Origin of the sequence: Kitasatospora sp. NPDC058492, assembly GCF_042720685.1 — a bacterium.
Classification (GTDB): Bacteria; Actinomycetota; Actinomycetes; order Streptomycetales; family Streptomycetaceae; genus Kitasatospora.
Window position 1 is genome coordinate 107,088 of sequence record NZ_JBHXMU010000007.1, and the last position, 15,915, is coordinate 123,002.

Consider the following 15,915-nt stretch of genomic DNA (forward strand, 5'->3'; position numbering starts at 1 on the left):
GGGTGGACGCAGGGGCGGACGCGGCGCCGGACTCCCCGGTGAAACCCGAGGTCGACGCGGTGGCCGGGAACGGCCCGGCGCTGACCGGTTGTCGCCGAAACCCGGACAGCGTCGTTGCACTTGGAGACAATGACGTCGAGTCCGGCCCCGCCGGGGGCGGCGCGACCACGGACCGACCAGGAGCCGCCAGATGAGCAAGCAGGGTGCCCCCGCACAGCCGCACCGGCCGGACGACGGTTGGTGGGAAACGGTCTACGACGGCCCGGCGGGCACCCTCCCCGACACCCCGCACGCGGACCCCGGCGACGGCAGCGTCGACGACTGGTTCGATACGGCGGTCGGCCTCATCGGCCAGCAGCGCACGGCCGAACCGGAGCCCGTCCTGGACGCGGAGCCGGAACCGGATCCGGAGCTTGCGTCGGTGGCGGCGGCGGTGCCGGTAGCGGACGAGGTGCTGGAACGGGACAGCATCGACGACTGGTTCGACACCGCGATCGGTGTCATCGGACCCCAGCGGACGGACGAGGAGCGGGTGTTCGCCCCTGACGCCCAGGAAACCGAAGCCGACACCGCCCCCACACCGGTCTCCCTGGACAAGCCCACCCCCGAGCCCGAGCCGCAACCCGAGCCGGAACCCGAACCCGAGGCCGCCGCCGAGGAACCCGAGCCCGAGCCCGAGCCCGAGCCCGAGCCCGAGCCCGAGCCCGAGCCCGAGCCCGAGCCCGAGCCCGAAGCCGAGCCCGAGCCCGAAGCCGAGCCCGAGCCCGAAGCCGAGCCCGAGCCCGAAGCCGAGCCCGAGCCCGAAGCCGAGGCCACCGAGGAACCCGACACCCTCGCCACCGCCACCGCCACCGTCCCCGACCCGCGCCCGGCCGTCCGCTCGCCGCTCGCCGACGGCGCCCCCACCGTGCCGCACATCGGCGAGCGCCCGCCGACCTACGGGCCGGAGCCGACCGCCGTCCCGGAGGCGGATCCGGGCGTCCTCGGGGCGCTCGTGCCGGACACCGTCCTGGAGGGCGCCCAGTACGGGTCGTCCGTCCTGCGCGCCGTCTCCGTCCGCGGCGACTCCGCCCGCTTCCGGGGCGAGTCGCGACGCGACGCGCTGCTGGTCACCAGGTTCGGGGACGGCCCGGACGGGCTGCTGCTCGCCGTGCTCGCCGGCATCGACCGGACCGGCACCGCCGCGGACGAGGCGCTCCCCCCGGAGGCCGTCGCCACCAGCACCCGTGAGGCCTGCCGCCATCTGGCCGCTGCGGTCGGCCGCAGCCGCGAGGGCCTGGCCGCAGACCTGCGCGACGGCGCCCGGGACCGGCTGCGCTACGGCCTCCAGCGGCTCGCCACCGGCGCCGTCGCCCCGCTGCGCGCGCTCGTGCCCGGAAACGAGGAGGACGGCACGCCGTCCCCGGCCTCGCTGCACTGCCTGCTGCTGTCGCTCGACCCGGCGGCCGGCCACCGGGCGGCCTTCGGGGTCGGCCCGGGCGGGCTCTACCTGCTGCGCTCCGGCCACTGGATCGACGCCTACGCGGCCCGCCTGCTGCACCACCCGGACGGCCAGCAGCCGCCGGAGGAGCCGAGGCCGTTCCGCTTCCGGCTGGTCCCCGCCACCCCGGGCGACGTGCTGCTGCTCTGCACCCCCGGTCTGGCCCGCCCGATCGCCGACGAGCCGGCCGTCGCCCACTTCCTGTCCACCCACTGGGCCCACCCGCATCCGCCCGGCACCGTCGACTTCCTCCGCCAGGTCCAGGTCCGTGCCAAGGGCTACGCCGACGACCGTACGGCGGCCGCCGTCTGGACCGACTGACGACCGAATGACGACCGGACGCCGACCGGACGTCGACCGCGCACCAGGCGCCCGACGCCCGGTCAGCGCGCCTTGGGAAAGGCGGCGCGCAGCGCGGAGCCGCGGACGGTGACCGCGGCCCGGAGGACGGGCAGCATGCAGACGACCTGCACGGCGGCGTACCAGGGCGGGCAGACGCCCGGGATCAGGTCGACGCCGATGATGGCGATCGGCATGGTGACGGTGAGGACGCCCAGTCGTTCGAAGGCCTGGCGGGATCCTCGGGAGGCGGCGACCGCCAGCCGGTGGACCAGCACGGCGACCACCGGCAGCAGCACCGCCCGGACCCACATGAACGTGTTCACCGGGTGGCCGCTGCCCGCCACCGCGATGACCGCCAGGAACGCGACGGCGCCGAGCGCGCCGTAGACCTTGACGCTGGCCGTCACCGTGCCGAAGGCCCGCCGGGTACGGGAGTCGTGGAGCAGCTCCGCCCGGGGCGTGTAGGGAATGTCCGTGCTGTGCGTGCCTGTGCTGTGCGTGTTGGTGTCCATGTCCACCGACGCTATGAACCGCCCGGCCGGGGCGGTATCGGTCTGGGCCCACACGTGGGTGGGGCCAGCCCCACTCCCCGGCCGATCGGGGCGGTGGCGGGCTCGGCGCGGTGCACAGTGGGAGCACCGTACGGAAGGGGAGAGACGTGGGACGGCTGGGTTCGTGGGTGGCGCGCGCCGGGGTGGGGTTCGTGCGGGCGTGCGTCGTGGCGGCCGTCTGCCTGCTGCTGCCGGCCGTGTGGGCCGCGGCGGTGGCGCTGGGGGTCTGGTGGGGGGCGGGCAACCCGTGGTCGTGGACGGCGCCGTTCGTGCTGGTGGGCGTGGGCACGCTCGCCCTGCCCCGCCCCGTCTGCCGGATCGTCCGCTTCCTCGTCGCGCGGTGGACCGCCACGGTGATCCCCGCCGGATACCGGCAGGCCGGGCCGGTGACGCGGATGTCCACCGGGTTCTGGTGGAACGGCTTCTCCTACGAGCGCACCCGCCGGGACGCGCTGATGGACCAGCGCTGGCGGGTCCGCTGGCGGGACCCGGCGAACTGGCGCGACCTGCGGTTCGCGGGGATCGCGCCGTTCACCGCCGGTCTGCTCGCGTGCCTCCCGCCGGCCGGGGTGGTCGTGGCGGCCTGCGCGGTCCTCGGGTTCGGCGGGCCGGAATCCGCCGCGGGCCTGGCCGGGGCGCTCGGCGCGGTCGTGGCCGTGGCCTCCGCCCCGTACGCCTGGCGGCCCGTCGTGCCGGTGGCGGTCCGCTTCCTGCGCCCGTCGCCGGCGATGGCGTTGGCGGAGCGGGTCGAGGAACTGAGGGCCCAGCGCGCGGACGTGACGGTCGCGCAGGCCGCCGAGATCCGCCGGATCGAACGGGATCTGCACGACGGGGCGCAGGCCCGCCTGGTGGCGCTCGGGCTCTCCCTGGCGACCGCCGGGAAGCTGATGGAGCGTGACCCCGACCAGGCCAGGGCGTTGATGCGGGACGCGCAGGCCGGTGCCGCCGCCTCGCTGGCCGAACTCCGCGACCTGATCCGGGGGATCAGCCCGCCGGTGCTGAGCGAGCGGGGGCTCGTCGACGCCGTCCGCGCGCTCGCCCTGGACGTCCCGCTGGAGGTGGCCGTCAGCGCCGGCGCCCCGTTGCGCCTGGACCCGCCGATCGAGTCCGCCGTCTACTTCGGCGTCGCCGAGCTGCTGACCAACGCCGTCCGGCACGCCGGGGCGTCCGGGGTGCGGATCTCCCTCATGCGGGACGGCACCGGTGTCGCCGCCGCGGTGGTCGCCGAGGTCGAGGACGACGGCCGGGGCGGGGCCGACGTCCGGGCCGGCGGCGGGTTGGCGGGCCTGCGCCGCCGGCTCGCGGCCTTCGACGGCACCCTGGAGGTCACCAGTCCGTCGGGCGGTCCGACCCGTGTCAGGATGACGGTGCCATGCGAATCGTTGTAGCCGAAGACCTCTACCTCCTGCGCGACGGGATGGTCCGCCTGATCGAGGCCTGCGGGCACCAGGTGGTGGCCACGGCCGCCACCGGGCCCGAGACGCTCGACGCGTTGCGCAGGTGGCGCCCGGACGTGTCCGTCATCGACGTCCGCATGCCGCCGACCCAGTCGGACGAGGGGCTGCGGGCGGCCCTCGCCGCCCGCGGCGAGATGCCCGGGCTGCCGGTCCTCATCCTCTCCCAGCACGTCGAGCAGCTGTACGCCCGGGAGCTCCTGGCGGACGGCTCCGGCGGCGTCGGCTACCTCCTCAAGGAGAGCGTGTTCGACGCCGACCAGTTCATCGGCGCCCTGGAGCGCGTCGCGGACGGAGGGACGGCCATGGACCCGGCCGTCATCGCGAGACTGCTGTCCAACACGCCACCGAACCGGGGGCTCGAACGGCTCACCGAACGCGAGTACGCCGTGCTGGGGCTGATGGCCGAGGGGCTCTCCAACCAGGCCATCGGCCGCCGGCTCTTCCTGAGCGAGAGCGCCATCGGCAAGTACACCACCGCGATGTTCGGCAAGCTCGGCATCACCGACGACGACGACACCAACCGCCGCGTCCGCGCCGTCCTCACGTACCTGAACAAGTCGTAGGGCCTGTCCACCCCGCCGCAGCCCCCGGGGGGTCAGGTGCGCAGGAGGATCGTGGTGACGGCGGCGGCCTGGGTGAGGGCGGCGGGGCGGTGGGCGGCGGGGAGGCCGATGGCGATGGGGACGGCCAGGCCGTCGAGGAGGGCGCGGATCTGGGTGGCCCGGTCGGCGGCGGGCCCGGGGGTGAAGTGGCCGGTGGCGGTGCCCTCCTCGATGAGGGCGACCAGGTCGGCCTGCCAGGGCGCCTCGATCTCCTGCTGCCCCTGGCGGATCTCGGCGCTGGCGGGGGAGCGCCCCCACACCTCGACCCACAGGATCCAGCGCGGATCGCCCGCCCCGTCGGGCAGGTAGAGGCGCAGGTAGGCGTCGAGCCGCTGCCAGGGGTCGCGCGAGCGGTCGGCGAGGGCGTCACGGCGCCGGGCGCCGAGCTGGTCCTCGCTCCAGCGGAGGGTTTCCAGCAGCAGCTGGTCCTTGCTGCCGAAGTAGTAGAGCAGGTGTCCGGCGCTCATCTGGAGCTGTTTGCCGAGCCCGGCCATGGTGAGTTTGGCGAGCCCGTGTTCGGCGATCGCGGCCCGGGCGGTGGCGAAGACCTCCTCGCGGGGGCGCGCCGGTCGGCGCGGGCGGGGGTCGGCCATGTGCGGTGCGCTCCCTCGGTGGTGCGGAGGTCGGAAGGCTGCCGGGGCGGGGGAGGTGCCCCCGCCCCGGCAGCCGGGTGGCCCTGGTGTCCAAGGTGGTCCAGGTGCCCCAAGTGGCCTGGGATCAGGCGGACTTCGGCTGCTGCTGGGTGATGCAGTGGATGCCGCCGCCGTTGGCGAAGATCTCGCGGGCGTCGACGAGCTCGACGGTGCGGCCCGGGTAGGCGCGGCCGAGGACGGCGGCGGCCTCCTGGTCGCGCGGGTCGTCGAAGGCGCACAGGATCACGGCGCCGTTGGCCACGTAGTGGTTGATGTAGGAGTAGTCGACCGGTTCGCCGTCCTCGTCCAGCAGGACGGTGGGGGCGGCCAGTTCGATGACCTCCAGCGCCCGGCCCCGGGCGTCGGTGGCGGCGCGCAGGATGGCGACGAGCTCCTGGCAGACGGCGTGGTCCGGGTGGGCGGGGTCCGGCTGGACGTGGGCGACGACGACGCCGGGGCGCACGAAGGAGGCGACGATGTCGATGTGCCCGCGGGTGCCGAACTCGTCGTAGTCGCGGGTGAGTCCGCGCGGCAGCCAGATCGCCTTGGTGGTGCCGAGGAAGGCGTGCAGTTCGGCCTCGACCTCCTCCTTGGTCCAGTCCGCGTTGCGGCCCTCGCCGAGTTGGACGGTCTCGGTGACCAGGACGGTGCCCTCGCCGTCGACGTGGATGCCGCCGCCCTCGTTGATCAGCCGGGAGGCGAAGCGCTGGACGCCCGTCAGTTCGCTGATGTGCTCGGCGATGTGCTGGTCGTCGTCCCAGCGGGCCCAGGACTGGGCGCCCCAGCCGTTGAAGATCCAGTCGGTGGCGGCCAGCGAGCCCTTGCCGTCGATCAGGAAGGACGGGCCGATGTCGCGCATCCAGGCGTCGTCGAGCGGGCGCTCGACGGTCTCGACCTGCTCGGAGACGTACCTGCGGGCGTCCGCGGTCTCGCCGGTGTTGACGACCAGGGTGACCGGTTCGTACCGGACGATGGTGTTGGCGACGGCGGCCCAGGCCTCGCGGCCCGCGTGCAGGTTCTCGGGGGTGTCGAAGGTGGGGTTGGCGGTGGGGAAGGCCATCCAGGTGCGGTCGTGCGGGTGCCACTCGGCGGGCATCCGGTAGCCGAGGGAGGCGGGCGTGGGGGTGGTCATCCGGGAGTCCTAGGGGGAGGCGTTCGGCGGAGGTGTCGACGGAAGCGTCGGCGGAGGTGTCAGAGGAAGTAGAGGCGGCTGAGCGAGACGCTGTCCGCGGGTTCGGAGCGCAGCGGTTCGCCGTCCAGCGAGACCAGGCCGGTCTGGGTGACGTCGACGCGGCCGACCCGGGCGTTGCGGACCATGTCGCGGGGGCCGATGCCGCGGGTGTTGCGGACGCCGACGCGGCGGCGGCGGGTGGGCAGGCCGTCGGCGGGGCGGTCGAGGTAGGCGCCGTCGGCGGCGGCCTGGGCGACGAAGGCGACGGAGATGTCGGCGGCGGTGGCGCCGTGGGCGCCGAACTGCGGTCCGAGGACGAGGGGTTCGCAGGTGTCGGTGGAGGCGTTGGGGTCGCCGACCACGCCGTAGGCGGGGAAGCCGGCCTTCAGGACCAGTTGGGGTTTGGCGCCGAAGTGGTCGGGGCGCCACAGCACGATGTCGGCGAGTTTGCCGACCTCGATGGAGCCGACCTCGTGGGAGAGGCCGTGGGCGATGGCGGGGTTGATGGTGAGCTTGGCGATGTAGCGCAGGACGCGCTCGTTGTCGTCGCCGCTCTCGGTGGTGCCGTAGCCACCGTCGAGGGGGCCGAGTTCGGCCTTCATCTTGCCGGCCATGGCGAAGGTGCGGCGGACGGTCTCGCCGGCGCGGCCCATGCCCTGGGCGTCGGAGGAGGTGATGCCGATGACGCCGAGGTCGTGCAGGACGTCCTCGGCGCCCATGGTGCCGGCGCGGATGCGGTCGCGGGCCATGGCGGCGTCGCCGGGCAGGTCGGTCTTGAGGTCGTGGGCGGAGACGATCATGCCGAAGTGCTCGCCGAGCGCGTCGCGGCCGAACGGCAGGGTGGGGTTGGTGGAGGAGCCGATGACGTTGGGCACGCCCGCCATCTTCAGCACGTTGGGGACGTGTCCGCCGCCGCAGCCCTCGATGTGGAAGGCGTGGATCGTCCGCCCCTCCAGCACCTTCAGGGTGTCCTCCACCGACAGGCACTCGTTCAGGCCGTCGGTGTGCAGGGCGACCTGGACGTCGTACTCCTCGGCGACGCGCAGCGCGGTGTCCAGGGCGCGGGTGTGGGCGCCCATGTCCTCGTGGACCTTGAAGCCGGAGGCGCCGCCCTCGGCCAGGGCCTCGACGAGCGGGGCCGCGTCGGAGGACGAACCGCGGCCCAGGAAGCCGATGTTGACGGGCCAGGCGTCGAAGGCGTTGAAGGCGTGGCGCAGGGCCCAGGGGGAGTTGACGCCGACGCCCCAGACCGGGCCGAACTCCTGGCCGATGATCGTGGTGACGCCGGAGGCCAGCGAGGCCTCCATGATCCGCGGCGAGAGCAGGTGGACGTGGGTGTCGATGGAGCCGGCGGTGGCGATCATGCCCTCGCCGGAGACGATGGTGGTGCCGGTGCCGACGACGACGTCCACGCCGTCGAGGGTGTCGGGGTTGCCGGCGCGGCCGATCGAGGCGATCCGGCCGTCGATCAGGCCGATCGAGGTCTTGCGGATGCCCTGGATGGCGTCGATCACCAGGACGTTGCTGATCACCACGTCGCAGGTGTCGCGGACGGCGGCGGCCTTGAGGTGCAGTCCGTCGCGGGCGGTCTTGCCGAAGCCGGCGAGGAACTCCTCGCCGGGGGCCTGCGAGTCGGACTCGACGCGGACGATCAGGCCGGAGTCGCCGAGCCGGATCCGGTCGCCGGCCCGGGGGCCGTGCACCGAGATGTAGTCGTGGGGGGTGATGGACGTCATGACGGCACCTCCGTGTCGTCGAAGGTGGTCAGGTAGCCGGTCGCGCGGGCCTTGGCCAGGGCGGCCTCCTTCGCGCCGGGCGCGTCCAGCGGGCCGTCGACCAGGCCGGCGAAGCCGATCGCGACGCGCTGGCCGCCGATCGGCACCAGGCCGACCTCGACGGTGGCGCCCGGGTCGAAGCGCACCGAGGAGCCGGCCGGGACGGCCAGGTGGGTGCCGTAGGCGGCGGCGCGGTCGAAGGCGAGGCGCGGGTTGGCCTCGAAGAAGTGGAAGTGCGAGGTGACCGAGATCGGCACCTGGGAGGTGTTGTGGACGGGCAGCAGCACCGTCTCCTCGACCGGGTCGTAGCCGGCGCCGTCGCCGATCAGTGCGCCGCCGGGGGCTTCGTCGCCGAGCGAGCCGGCGCCCCGGAACGGGTCGTTGACGACGGCCAGGCGGGTGCCGTCGTCGAAGACGGCCTCGACCTGGATGACGGTGACGACGTCCGGTACGCCGGGCAGCACGTCGTCGGCGGTGAGCACGCTGCGGCCGGCCTCGATGGCCTCGGCCAGGCGCCGACCGTCGCGGGCGGCCTCGCAGACGGTGTCCGCGATCAGGGCGGTGGCTTCGGGGATGTTGAGGCGTACGCCCCGGGCGCGGCGGGCGCGGGCCAGTTCGGCTGCTGTGAAGATCAGCAGCCGGTCCCGCTCGGTGGGGGTCAGTCGCACGGTTCCTCGCTCGCGGTCGCCGGGGGAGGGGGTCGGCTTTCGGGGGCGATGTTAGAACGTCGTTCAAACATCTCGGGCCATTGAACCCGGACCGGGCCGCCGTGTCCAGCGTTGCCGGTCCGCAGGGGTTCGGCTCGCCGGGCCCGCGGCGGGGGTGAAGGCCCGGGGGTGAAGGCCCGGGGGTGAAGGCCCGGGGGTGAAGGCCCGCGGGGAAGGTGCGCGGGGAAGGTGCGCCGCCGGGGTGCGCCGGGCGCGCGGAGCGGTGCGGGGCCGGCCGGGGCCCGGCGCACGGCGGGGGTGCGACGGGGAGCAGGAGGGCGGCGCGGGCCGGCGCCCGGGCGCCGGGTGTGCGCGGGATCGGGCGGGGGCGGGCTCGAAAACAGGCTCTGCGCTTCGCAAACCTGTCCGGCGCGGGCAGTTGGATCACGTGAACCTCCCCGTGCCCCTTTCACCCCACGTGATCGGACGCACACTGTTGCAAACGCCGTCAACTGGGCATGAGGATGAGTGGTCAGAACGTGGGGGCCACCCGGCCGGCGGGGGATCCGGAGGCGGGGGCCCGGATTCGAGGGCGGGGGCATGTGTTGATGGACGGTCAGTCGCGATTCCCGCGGCAGCGGACGAGTTCGGGTGACGCCTACCGGTCCGGGCCCGCCCCGGGCGCAGCCGGCGGCACCGGGACGACCCTGCCGGGCACCTCGGCCCCCGGCTGCGCCCTGCACCGCCGGCTGCACCTGACGCTCGACCCGGCCGACCTGGTCGCGGTCGGCTCGGTCCGCCGGCGGCTGCGGACGGCGCTCAGCCACTGGGGGGTGCCGGAGCTGTCGGACACCGCCGAACTGCTCTCCTCCGAGCTGGTGACCAACGCGCTGCTGCACACCGGCAAGGGCGCGGTGTTCGACGCGGTGCTCGGGTCGGACCACCGGCTGCGGATCGAGGTGCAGGACGGCACGACCCGGCTGCCCGGCCGGCGCCGCGATCCGGACGCCGAGTACGCGACCTCGGGGCGCGGCCTGCTGCTGGTGGAGTCGCTCGCGGACGCGTGGGGCGTGCAGCTGCGGGGCGACGGCAAGGTCACCTGGTTCGAGCTCGCCCTGCCCTGAGCCCGGCCGCTCCCGGGGTGCGGGGCACAGGCTCGGGGCGCGGGCACGGGGCGCTCGGGGCATGCGGGGGCGCGGGGCGGGCGGGGGCGCGCGGCCCGCCGCACCGTTCGCCGTCGATTCATTCGCCTTCGAAGCATGCCCAGAACAGAAGGCGGAACGGAAGATTTCCGGCCCGTTGCCATTGCCGCTCGGCCCAACATTGGACAGGATGGTGGGAATGTGTGTCCACGTGCGGGAAGCAGCGGGGAGACCGAACCTCGACCGACCCCGCCCGTCGACACCGTCCGATCCAGCACCACCCATCACACCGCCACGCGGCCCGGCCGGACGGTCGGCGCGGTCCGCCACGGCAGCGGCAGGAGCAGCATGCCCACTGAGCCCGAGTCGCCGGGGCCGGCGCTTCCACCCGGTGCGCCCACCGTCGAACCGCAGCAGGCAGCCTCCGCCCGCACCACCGGTCCGAACCCCGCCGGTCCCGCTCCCGTGACGGTCGACCAGCCCCCCGCCGGCCCCGCCGCGACCGGGCCGGGCCGGGCGAAGCCGCCCGCGCAGGCGGTGCGCCGGCCCGTGCCGCGCCCGGCGCCCGCGCTCGCCGCCGGACGGCTGGCGACGGTGCTCCCCGGCAGCCTGCCGCCCGCCTCCGCGGACACCATGCCGGACTGGCTGGAGCCCGCGATGGCCGCCAACGGCATCGGCTCCTTCGACTGGGACATCCGCCGCGACGTCCTGGAGGGCGACCACCGGGCCTGCGCGATCATCGGCCTGGACAGCATGGACCAGGGCCGCTTCGACCGCACCGCCGGTTCCTTCCTGGCCCTGCTGCACCCCGAGGACGCGCCGGTGGTGCGCCGCCGGGTCGAGCGCGCGGTGGCCGAACTGGGCCAGTGCGGCGCCTACTACCGCACCGTCGGGCCCAACGGCACCATGCGCGCGGTGCGCTTCCGCGGCCGGGTGCTCGCGGACGCCTTCGGCCGGGCCTCGCGGATGGTGGGCTTCGTCTGGGACGCCACCGTCGAACTGCACAAGCGCGACCGCGCCGACCGGATGGCCCTGCTGCGCGAGGAGCGCTCCCGGTTCATCAAGGAGGCGGCCCGCGCCCTCTCCGAAGCCGTCACCGTCCGCGACGTGGCCCGGGTGTTCACCGGGCTGCCGCTGCCCGGCCTGCCGCCGGACGGCCTGGTGCTGGCCTCCTTCGAGGCCGGCCGGGCGCAGGTGCTCGGCGCCTCCGGCTACCGGACCGAGGCGCTGGCGGTCTGGGACCGCACGGCGCTGCCGGCCGGGCACCCGGCCGCCGAGGCGGTGCGCCACCGGGCGCCGGTGTTCATCCCGACCCGTGAGGAGTTCCGCGCGTCCTACCCCGAGGTCTGGGAGCCGACCAGCCGTACCGGGCGCGGCTCCTGGGCGTTCCTGCCGCTGGTGGCCAGCGGGCGGGCGATCGGCGTCTGCGTGGTCAGCTTCGACGACGAGCGCGAGCTGGACGCCGACGAGCGCACCCTGCTGTCGACCCTGGGCGGGCTGGTCGCCCAGTCCCTGGCCCGGGCCCGGCTGCACGACGCCGAGCACGAGCTGGCGGCCGGCCTCCAGCGGGTGATGCTGCCGCGGACCGTGCCGTCGGTGCCGGGGGTGACGACCGCCGTGCGCTACCTGGCGGCCGGCTCCGGCCTGCAGATCGGCGGCGACTGGTACGACGTGGTGCCGCTGCCGGGCGGGCACGTCGGCCTGGTGATCGGGGACGTCCAGGGCCACGACGTGCACGCCGCCGGGATCATGGGCCAGCTGCGGATCGCGCTGCGCGCCTACGCGGCCGAGGGGCACCCGCCGGCCGCGGTGATGGCCCGCGCCTCCCGCTTCCTCGCCGACCTGGACACCGACCACTTCGCGACCTGCGCCTACGCCGAGGTCAACGTGGACTACGGCGTGGTCTACGCCGTCCGGGCCGGCCACCTCGACCCGGTGGTGCGCCGGGCGGACGGCACCGCCGCGGTGGTGCCGGTGGCCGGCGGGCTGCCGCTGGGCATCGACCCGGACCAGGAGTACCGGGTCACCCGGTTCAGCCTGGACCCGGGCGAGACGGTGCTGCTCTGTACCGACGGCCTGGTCGAGGCGCGCGGCATGGACCTGGACGAGGGCATCGCCCGGCTCACCCGGGCGCTCGCCCGCCCGCTGCCGCGCGCCGAGGAGGCGGCCCGCGACCCGCTGGAGGACCTGGCCGACCGGATCGCCTCCCAGGCCGCCGACTCCAGCGAGCGCGAGGACGACATAGCGCTGCTGCTCCTGCGCTGGGACGGTCCGGCCGGCGGCCTGGCCGCCCAGCAGCTGCGCCGCCGGATCGGCCAGGCCGACCTGGCGCGGATCTCCGAGGTCCGGGCGGAGCTGCGCGACGCGCTGCGCCGCTGGGGCGTCGCCGAGTTCATCGACACCGCCGAACTGCTCTCCTCCGAACTGGTCACCAACGCCATCCGGCACACCGACCGGGACGCCATGTTCACCGCCCGGCTCTACCGGGAGCCGGCCTCGGACGGCGGCCGGGCCCGGCTGCGGGTCGAGGTGGAGGACGAGTCGGACCTGTGGCCGACCCGCCGGACCCCGGGGGAGCAGGCCTCCTCCGGGCGCGGGCTGATGCTCGTCGAGGCGCTGGCGGACGCCTGGGGCGTGGAGCCGCGCGGCTCCGGCAAGCGGATGTGGTTCGAGCTCAGCGGCACGCCCGCAACCTAGATCCGGCTACCCGAACTGCTGCTCCAGGTCCTTCAGTTTGCGCTCCAGCGAGTCCAGCCGCGGCAGCGTCACGGTGTCCTCGTCGACGGTCAGGTCGATGGTGCGCCGCTCCGGGCGGGCGGGCAGGCCCGGCTGGGCCACCGTGCCCTCGGCGGGCACCACCGCGCCCTCGGCGGCCTCGACCTCGCGCGGCCCGGCGGGCCGCTCCGCCGCGGGCCCGCCGGCTATGGCGGGTTCCGAGCCGGACTCCAACTGCCGTGCGGCGCCGCCGCGTCCGCGCCAGGCGCTGTTGCTGCGGCTGATCGCCCGGATCTCCGCCCGCTCGCGGCGGCCGGCGAGCCTGCGGCGCTCCCGCTCCACGGCCCTCTCCCGCTTGTCCTCGCGGACCTCGTCCACCGCCTCGTCGAGGCTGCGGACGCCTTCCAGGAGCATCAGCGACCAGGCCGCGTAGGTCTCGCGGGGGGCGCGCAGCCAGCGCACGATGCGGATCTGCGGCAGCGGGCGGGGGACGAGCCCCTGCTCGCGCAGCGCGGCCCGGCGGGTCTGCTTGAGCGCCCGGTCGAACAGGATGGCCGCCGAGAGGGACATGCCGGAGAAGAACTGCGGGGCGCCTGCGTGGCCGAAGCCGCGCGGGGCGTGCACCCAGTTGAACCAGGCCGAGGCGCCGGCGAACAGCCAGACCAGCAGCCGGGAGCCGAGCGCGGCGTCGCCGTGGCTGGCCTCGCGCACGGCGAGCACCGAGCAGAACATCGCGGCGCCGTCGAGGCCGAACGGCACGAGGTACTCCCAGCCGCCGGACAGTCCGAGGTTCTGCACCCCGAAGCCGACCAGCCCGTGGAAGGACAGCGCGGCGGCGACACCCGCGCAGCAGAACAGCAGCGTGTACGAGGCGCCGCCGTACAGGGATTCCTTGCGGCGGCGCCGTTCCTCGGAACGCTCCCAGGAATCCGGCCCTCCGGCGGCGGCGGATCCCCGGCTCCGGACCAGGGCCACCAGGAGCGCGCTGACCAGCAGCCCCGCACCTCCGGTGACGGCCCAGCCAAGCGGTATGTCGGACAATTTCATCGCCGGAACCAGCCTCGCTTTCCTGCGTCGCGTTCCTGCGTCGTGATGGCGGGGACCATCATGGCGGATGCTCGGCGGGGGAATGGCCGATTCGGTGCCAATGCGCTGAGTAGAGGGATTTCTGACCCCGCGAAAATCGCATTTTCTTATGCATTTGAAGCGGGCTGTTCCCGGAATTCCGGGCTTTCCGGATCCGGCTTCGCACGTGTTTTCGTCAACCCCGCATGACGCGGGGGCAGCCGCCGCAGATGTCCTCCGGTTGGGCGGTGTACACGAGGCAGCAGCTGGCCCGGGCCCGGTCGGTGCCCGAAGCATCCCCGCACCCGGGCGCCGGTGCGGCGAAACCGGCACCCGGGGTGAAGGGGGACGGGGCCGGAGCGGGGCCGCCGGTCACGCCGGGCGCGCACGCCGGTGCCGCCGCCGCGCCGCCCGCCTGCGGGGGCTCCAGCAGCGCGGACAGCTCGGCGCGCGCCCGCTCCTGCTCCCCGAGCAGCCCGCCGGCGTACCAGAGACCCTCCACCGCCGCGTCCGTGGCCATCGCCCACAGCACCCGCGGCCCGCGCCGCACCTCGGGCCGGAAGGCGACCAGCACCGGCTCCAGGAACCCGCCCAGCGCGCACCGCAGTTCGGCGGCCAGCGCGTTCCCGTCCGGCACCGTACGGGCCTGCGGCACGCCGGCCGCCGGGTCGTCCGGCAGGCAGGCGAACGCCTCCGGGCGGACCGTCAGCTCCACCCGGTCGGTGCCGCGGCGCACCGAGACGTCCTCCGGGCCGAGCAGCGGGACCCGGCGCTCCAGGAACCACGGCAGCGTGAACAGCAGCGAGAGCGGCCACACGACGCGGTGCAGGCCGAAGCCGGCCGCCACGTCCGGGCGCAGCGGCCGCCCGTAGCGGGCGAGGCCCTGCCGGGCGTCGTGGGCGATCAGCTCGCGGACCGCCTCGGGCCGGGTGGTCAGGTCGGCGGCGGGGATCCAGCCGTCGCCGCGGCGGGGCGGGGCGCAGCGCACCCGCAGGACGGGGGCGAGCGCGGTGAGCCGGTGGTACGAGGTCGCGCCGGGGGCGGTGGCGGCCGGCGCGGGGGTGAGGGCGTGCGCCTCGGTGGTGCGGGGGGCGCACGGCGTGGGGCCGGGCCGGGTGCTGCTCGCGGTCATGGGCGGGCCCCATCGGGTCGACCGGGGACCGCCCATGGACCGCCCGGCGGTGCCCGGTCGGGGTGGTGGCCCGCCCGGGCCCGGCCGGACCGGGGCATGGCGGTGCCCGGGGAACGGCAAGGCGAACCCGGCCGGGGTACTGCTCACCCCGGCCAGGTTAGGCTCACCTTAGCTGATTGTCCCCCAGGTCTCGCGGGTGATGCGCCCGTCCGGGGGAGGCCCCGGCGTGTGGGCCCCGTCCGGGGGGAGCCCCGGCGTGCGGGCCCCGTCCGGGGGAGGCCCCGGCGTGCGGGTGGTGCCCAACTGGCGCGCGAGCCAGACCGGCACGCCGCCCAGGGCGTGGACGAGCCGGGCCGCCTCGGCGCGCAACCGGGTGGCCTCGGCAGGTTCGGACACCTCGGCGAGCGCCGCGAGCGCCGGCGCCACCCCCACCGTGAAGCCGAGTTGCTCGCGCAGCCGCAGCGAGGCGTCGAAGCCCTCGCGGGCGTGGTCGCGGTCCCCGCGGGCCAGGGCCAGCGCCGCCAGGTGGCGCCAGGTGTACGAGCGCAGCAGTTCGTCCCCGCGTTCGCCCGCGCCGTCGTGCGCCCGGCGGTAGGCGATCCAGGCGGCGCCGCGGTCGCGCAGCAGGTTCTCGGCGACCAGTCCGCGCCGGAAGTCCAGCAGCGGGCGGCCCGGCGCGTCCGGCGGCAGCAGTGCCGAGGTGCGTCCGAGCGCGGCCTGCGCCTCGTCCAGTCGGTCCCGGGGGCCGAGCACGCTGGCCACGTACGCCAGGAAGCCGCGGGCGCAGGCTGCGGCCGCGCGCTGCTCGGTGCTGGCCACCACGGCCTCCGCGAGGCGCAGCGCCTGTTCCGCCTGGGTCCACTGTGCGGCGGTGAACAGGCACTGCTCGATGAGGAGTTCGGCCCGTGCCAGGGCCGCTGCCGGGTCCTGTTCGGCGGCCGGGCGCAGCAGTTCGGCCGCCTCCTGCCAGCACCCCCGGGACCTCAGTCGCCACACGGTGTCGCCCGGCTCCTCCGCTGCCGCCCGCCCCCGCCCGTTCGGGCCGTTCGGGCCCCATCCGTGCTCTGACAACGCCACCTCCTTGTGTGCGCCATCCAGCGGGGCGCGGCCCTGCCCGGCGTCGCCGCCGTCGACTGTCGGCGGCACGGCGACGGCAGCGCAAGGGCCCGCGCTGTGGCGGCAATTCAACACGGGGGTGAGCTTG

The 15,915-nt window shown here is 75.3% G+C and carries 13 protein-coding genes; 5 read left to right on the plus strand and 8 right to left on the minus strand.

What is annotated here, in order from left to right; translation table 11 throughout:
- The first annotated feature begins 190 nt into the window (after nucleotides 1-190).
- Nucleotides 191-1,801: a hypothetical protein gene (locus ACFWPI_RS07195; RefSeq protein WP_380372405.1), complete on the plus strand. Its 1,611-nt coding sequence runs from the start codon at nucleotides 191-193 to the stop codon at nucleotides 1,799-1,801.
- A gap of 62 nt (nucleotides 1,802-1,863) precedes the next feature.
- Here the strand turns inward: ACFWPI_RS07195 and ACFWPI_RS07200 are convergent, their stop codons facing one another.
- Entirely contained in the window at nucleotides 1,864-2,334 is a 471-nt protein-coding gene (locus ACFWPI_RS07200) for a hypothetical protein (protein ID WP_380372403.1), read from the minus strand.
- 146 nt (nucleotides 2,335-2,480) lie between these two features.
- On the opposite strand from ACFWPI_RS07200, the gene ACFWPI_RS07205 reads away from it, so the two are divergent.
- Together ACFWPI_RS07205 and ACFWPI_RS07210 are read left to right on the plus strand one after the other, a co-directional pair.
- Entirely contained in the window at nucleotides 2,481-3,761 is a 1,281-nt protein-coding gene (locus ACFWPI_RS07205; protein WP_380372400.1) for a sensor histidine kinase, read from the plus strand.
- A complete protein-coding gene (locus tag ACFWPI_RS07210; protein ID WP_063347082.1) occupies nucleotides 3,746-4,393 on the plus strand; it encodes a response regulator transcription factor in 648 nt (215 codons plus the stop codon). Before ACFWPI_RS07205 ends, ACFWPI_RS07210 begins: the two co-directional genes overlap by 16 nt.
- 32 nt (nucleotides 4,394-4,425) lie before the next feature.
- Here ACFWPI_RS07210 and ACFWPI_RS07215 read toward each other — a convergent pair whose 3' ends face one another.
- The 4 genes from ACFWPI_RS07215 to ACFWPI_RS07230 form a co-directional block, all read right to left on the minus strand.
- Nucleotides 4,426-5,025, minus strand: coding sequence for a TetR/AcrR family transcriptional regulator (locus ACFWPI_RS07215; RefSeq protein ID WP_380372397.1), 600 nt, complete (start codon nucleotides 5,023-5,025; stop codon nucleotides 4,426-4,428).
- A gap of 124 nt (nucleotides 5,026-5,149) precedes the next feature.
- Complete coding sequence (locus tag ACFWPI_RS07220; protein WP_380379263.1) at nucleotides 5,150-6,196, minus strand: agmatine/peptidylarginine deiminase; 1,047 nt, start codon at nucleotides 6,194-6,196, stop codon at nucleotides 5,150-5,152.
- Nucleotides 6,197-6,255: 59 nt separating this feature from the next.
- On the minus strand, nucleotides 6,256-7,971 hold the full coding sequence (locus ACFWPI_RS07225; RefSeq protein ID WP_063347079.1) for an urease subunit alpha: 1,716 nt from the start codon (nucleotides 7,969-7,971) through the stop codon (nucleotides 6,256-6,258).
- Nucleotides 7,968-8,678, minus strand: a complete 711-nt coding sequence (locus tag ACFWPI_RS07230; RefSeq protein ID WP_380379261.1) for an urease subunit gamma — start codon at nucleotides 8,676-8,678, stop codon at nucleotides 7,968-7,970. The genes ACFWPI_RS07225 and ACFWPI_RS07230 overlap by 4 nt, the downstream gene beginning before the upstream one ends.
- Before the next feature lie 587 nt (nucleotides 8,679-9,265).
- Between ACFWPI_RS07230 and ACFWPI_RS07235 the strand changes: the two genes are divergently transcribed.
- Together ACFWPI_RS07235 and ACFWPI_RS07240 are read left to right on the plus strand one after the other, a co-directional pair.
- Entirely contained in the window at nucleotides 9,266-9,781 is a 516-nt protein-coding gene (locus ACFWPI_RS07235; protein ID WP_107452835.1) for an ATP-binding protein, read from the plus strand.
- Nucleotides 9,782-10,147: 366 nt separating this feature from the next.
- Nucleotides 10,148-12,496: a SpoIIE family protein phosphatase gene (locus tag ACFWPI_RS07240; RefSeq protein ID WP_380379259.1), complete on the plus strand. Its 2,349-nt coding sequence runs from the start codon at nucleotides 10,148-10,150 to the stop codon at nucleotides 12,494-12,496.
- A 6-nt stretch (nucleotides 12,497-12,502) separates the two neighbouring features.
- Here the strand turns inward: ACFWPI_RS07240 and ACFWPI_RS07245 are convergent, their stop codons facing one another.
- The 3 genes from ACFWPI_RS07245 to ACFWPI_RS07255 form a co-directional block, all read right to left on the minus strand.
- Nucleotides 12,503-13,561 carry a DUF2637 domain-containing protein gene (locus ACFWPI_RS07245; RefSeq protein WP_380379257.1) on the minus strand — a complete coding sequence of 353 codons (1,059 nt, stop codon included), beginning with the start codon at nucleotides 13,559-13,561 and terminating at the stop codon, nucleotides 12,503-12,505.
- Between the two features lie 214 nt (nucleotides 13,562-13,775).
- Entirely contained in the window at nucleotides 13,776-14,711 is a 936-nt protein-coding gene (locus tag ACFWPI_RS07250; RefSeq protein ID WP_380379255.1) for a (2Fe-2S)-binding protein, read from the minus strand.
- Between the two features lie 168 nt (nucleotides 14,712-14,879).
- Complete coding sequence (locus ACFWPI_RS07255) at nucleotides 14,880-15,782, minus strand: hypothetical protein (protein WP_380379253.1); 903 nt, start codon at nucleotides 15,780-15,782, stop codon at nucleotides 14,880-14,882.
- Between the last annotated feature and the right edge of the window lie 133 nt (nucleotides 15,783-15,915).

Excerpts from the sequence above, each read along its gene's own strand:
- ACFWPI_RS07195 (WP_380372405.1), top strand. The coding sequence starts at position 191 with ATGAGCAAGCAGGGTGCCCCCGCACAGCCGCACCGGCCGGACGACGGT.
- ACFWPI_RS07200 (WP_380372403.1), bottom strand. The coding sequence starts at position 2,334 with ATGGACACCAACACGCACAGCACAGGCACGCACAGCACGGACATTCCC.
- ACFWPI_RS07210 (WP_063347082.1), top strand. The coding sequence starts at position 3,746 with ATGCGAATCGTTGTAGCCGAAGACCTCTACCTCCTGCGCGACGGGATG.
- ACFWPI_RS07215 (WP_380372397.1), bottom strand. The coding sequence starts at position 5,025 with ATGGCCGACCCCCGCCCGCGCCGACCGGCGCGCCCCCGCGAGGAGGTC.
- ACFWPI_RS07220 (WP_380379263.1), bottom strand. The coding sequence starts at position 6,196 with ATGACCACCCCCACGCCCGCCTCCCTCGGCTACCGGATGCCCGCCGAG.
- ACFWPI_RS07225 (WP_063347079.1), bottom strand. The coding sequence starts at position 7,971 with ATGACGTCCATCACCCCCCACGACTACATCTCGGTGCACGGCCCCCGG.
- ACFWPI_RS07235 (WP_107452835.1), top strand. The coding sequence starts at position 9,266 with ATGGACGGTCAGTCGCGATTCCCGCGGCAGCGGACGAGTTCGGGTGAC.
- ACFWPI_RS07240 (WP_380379259.1), top strand. The coding sequence starts at position 10,148 with ATGCCCACTGAGCCCGAGTCGCCGGGGCCGGCGCTTCCACCCGGTGCG.
- ACFWPI_RS07245 (WP_380379257.1), bottom strand. The coding sequence starts at position 13,561 with ATGAAATTGTCCGACATACCGCTTGGCTGGGCCGTCACCGGAGGTGCG.
- ACFWPI_RS07250 (WP_380379255.1), bottom strand. The coding sequence starts at position 14,711 with ATGACCGCGAGCAGCACCCGGCCCGGCCCCACGCCGTGCGCCCCCCGC.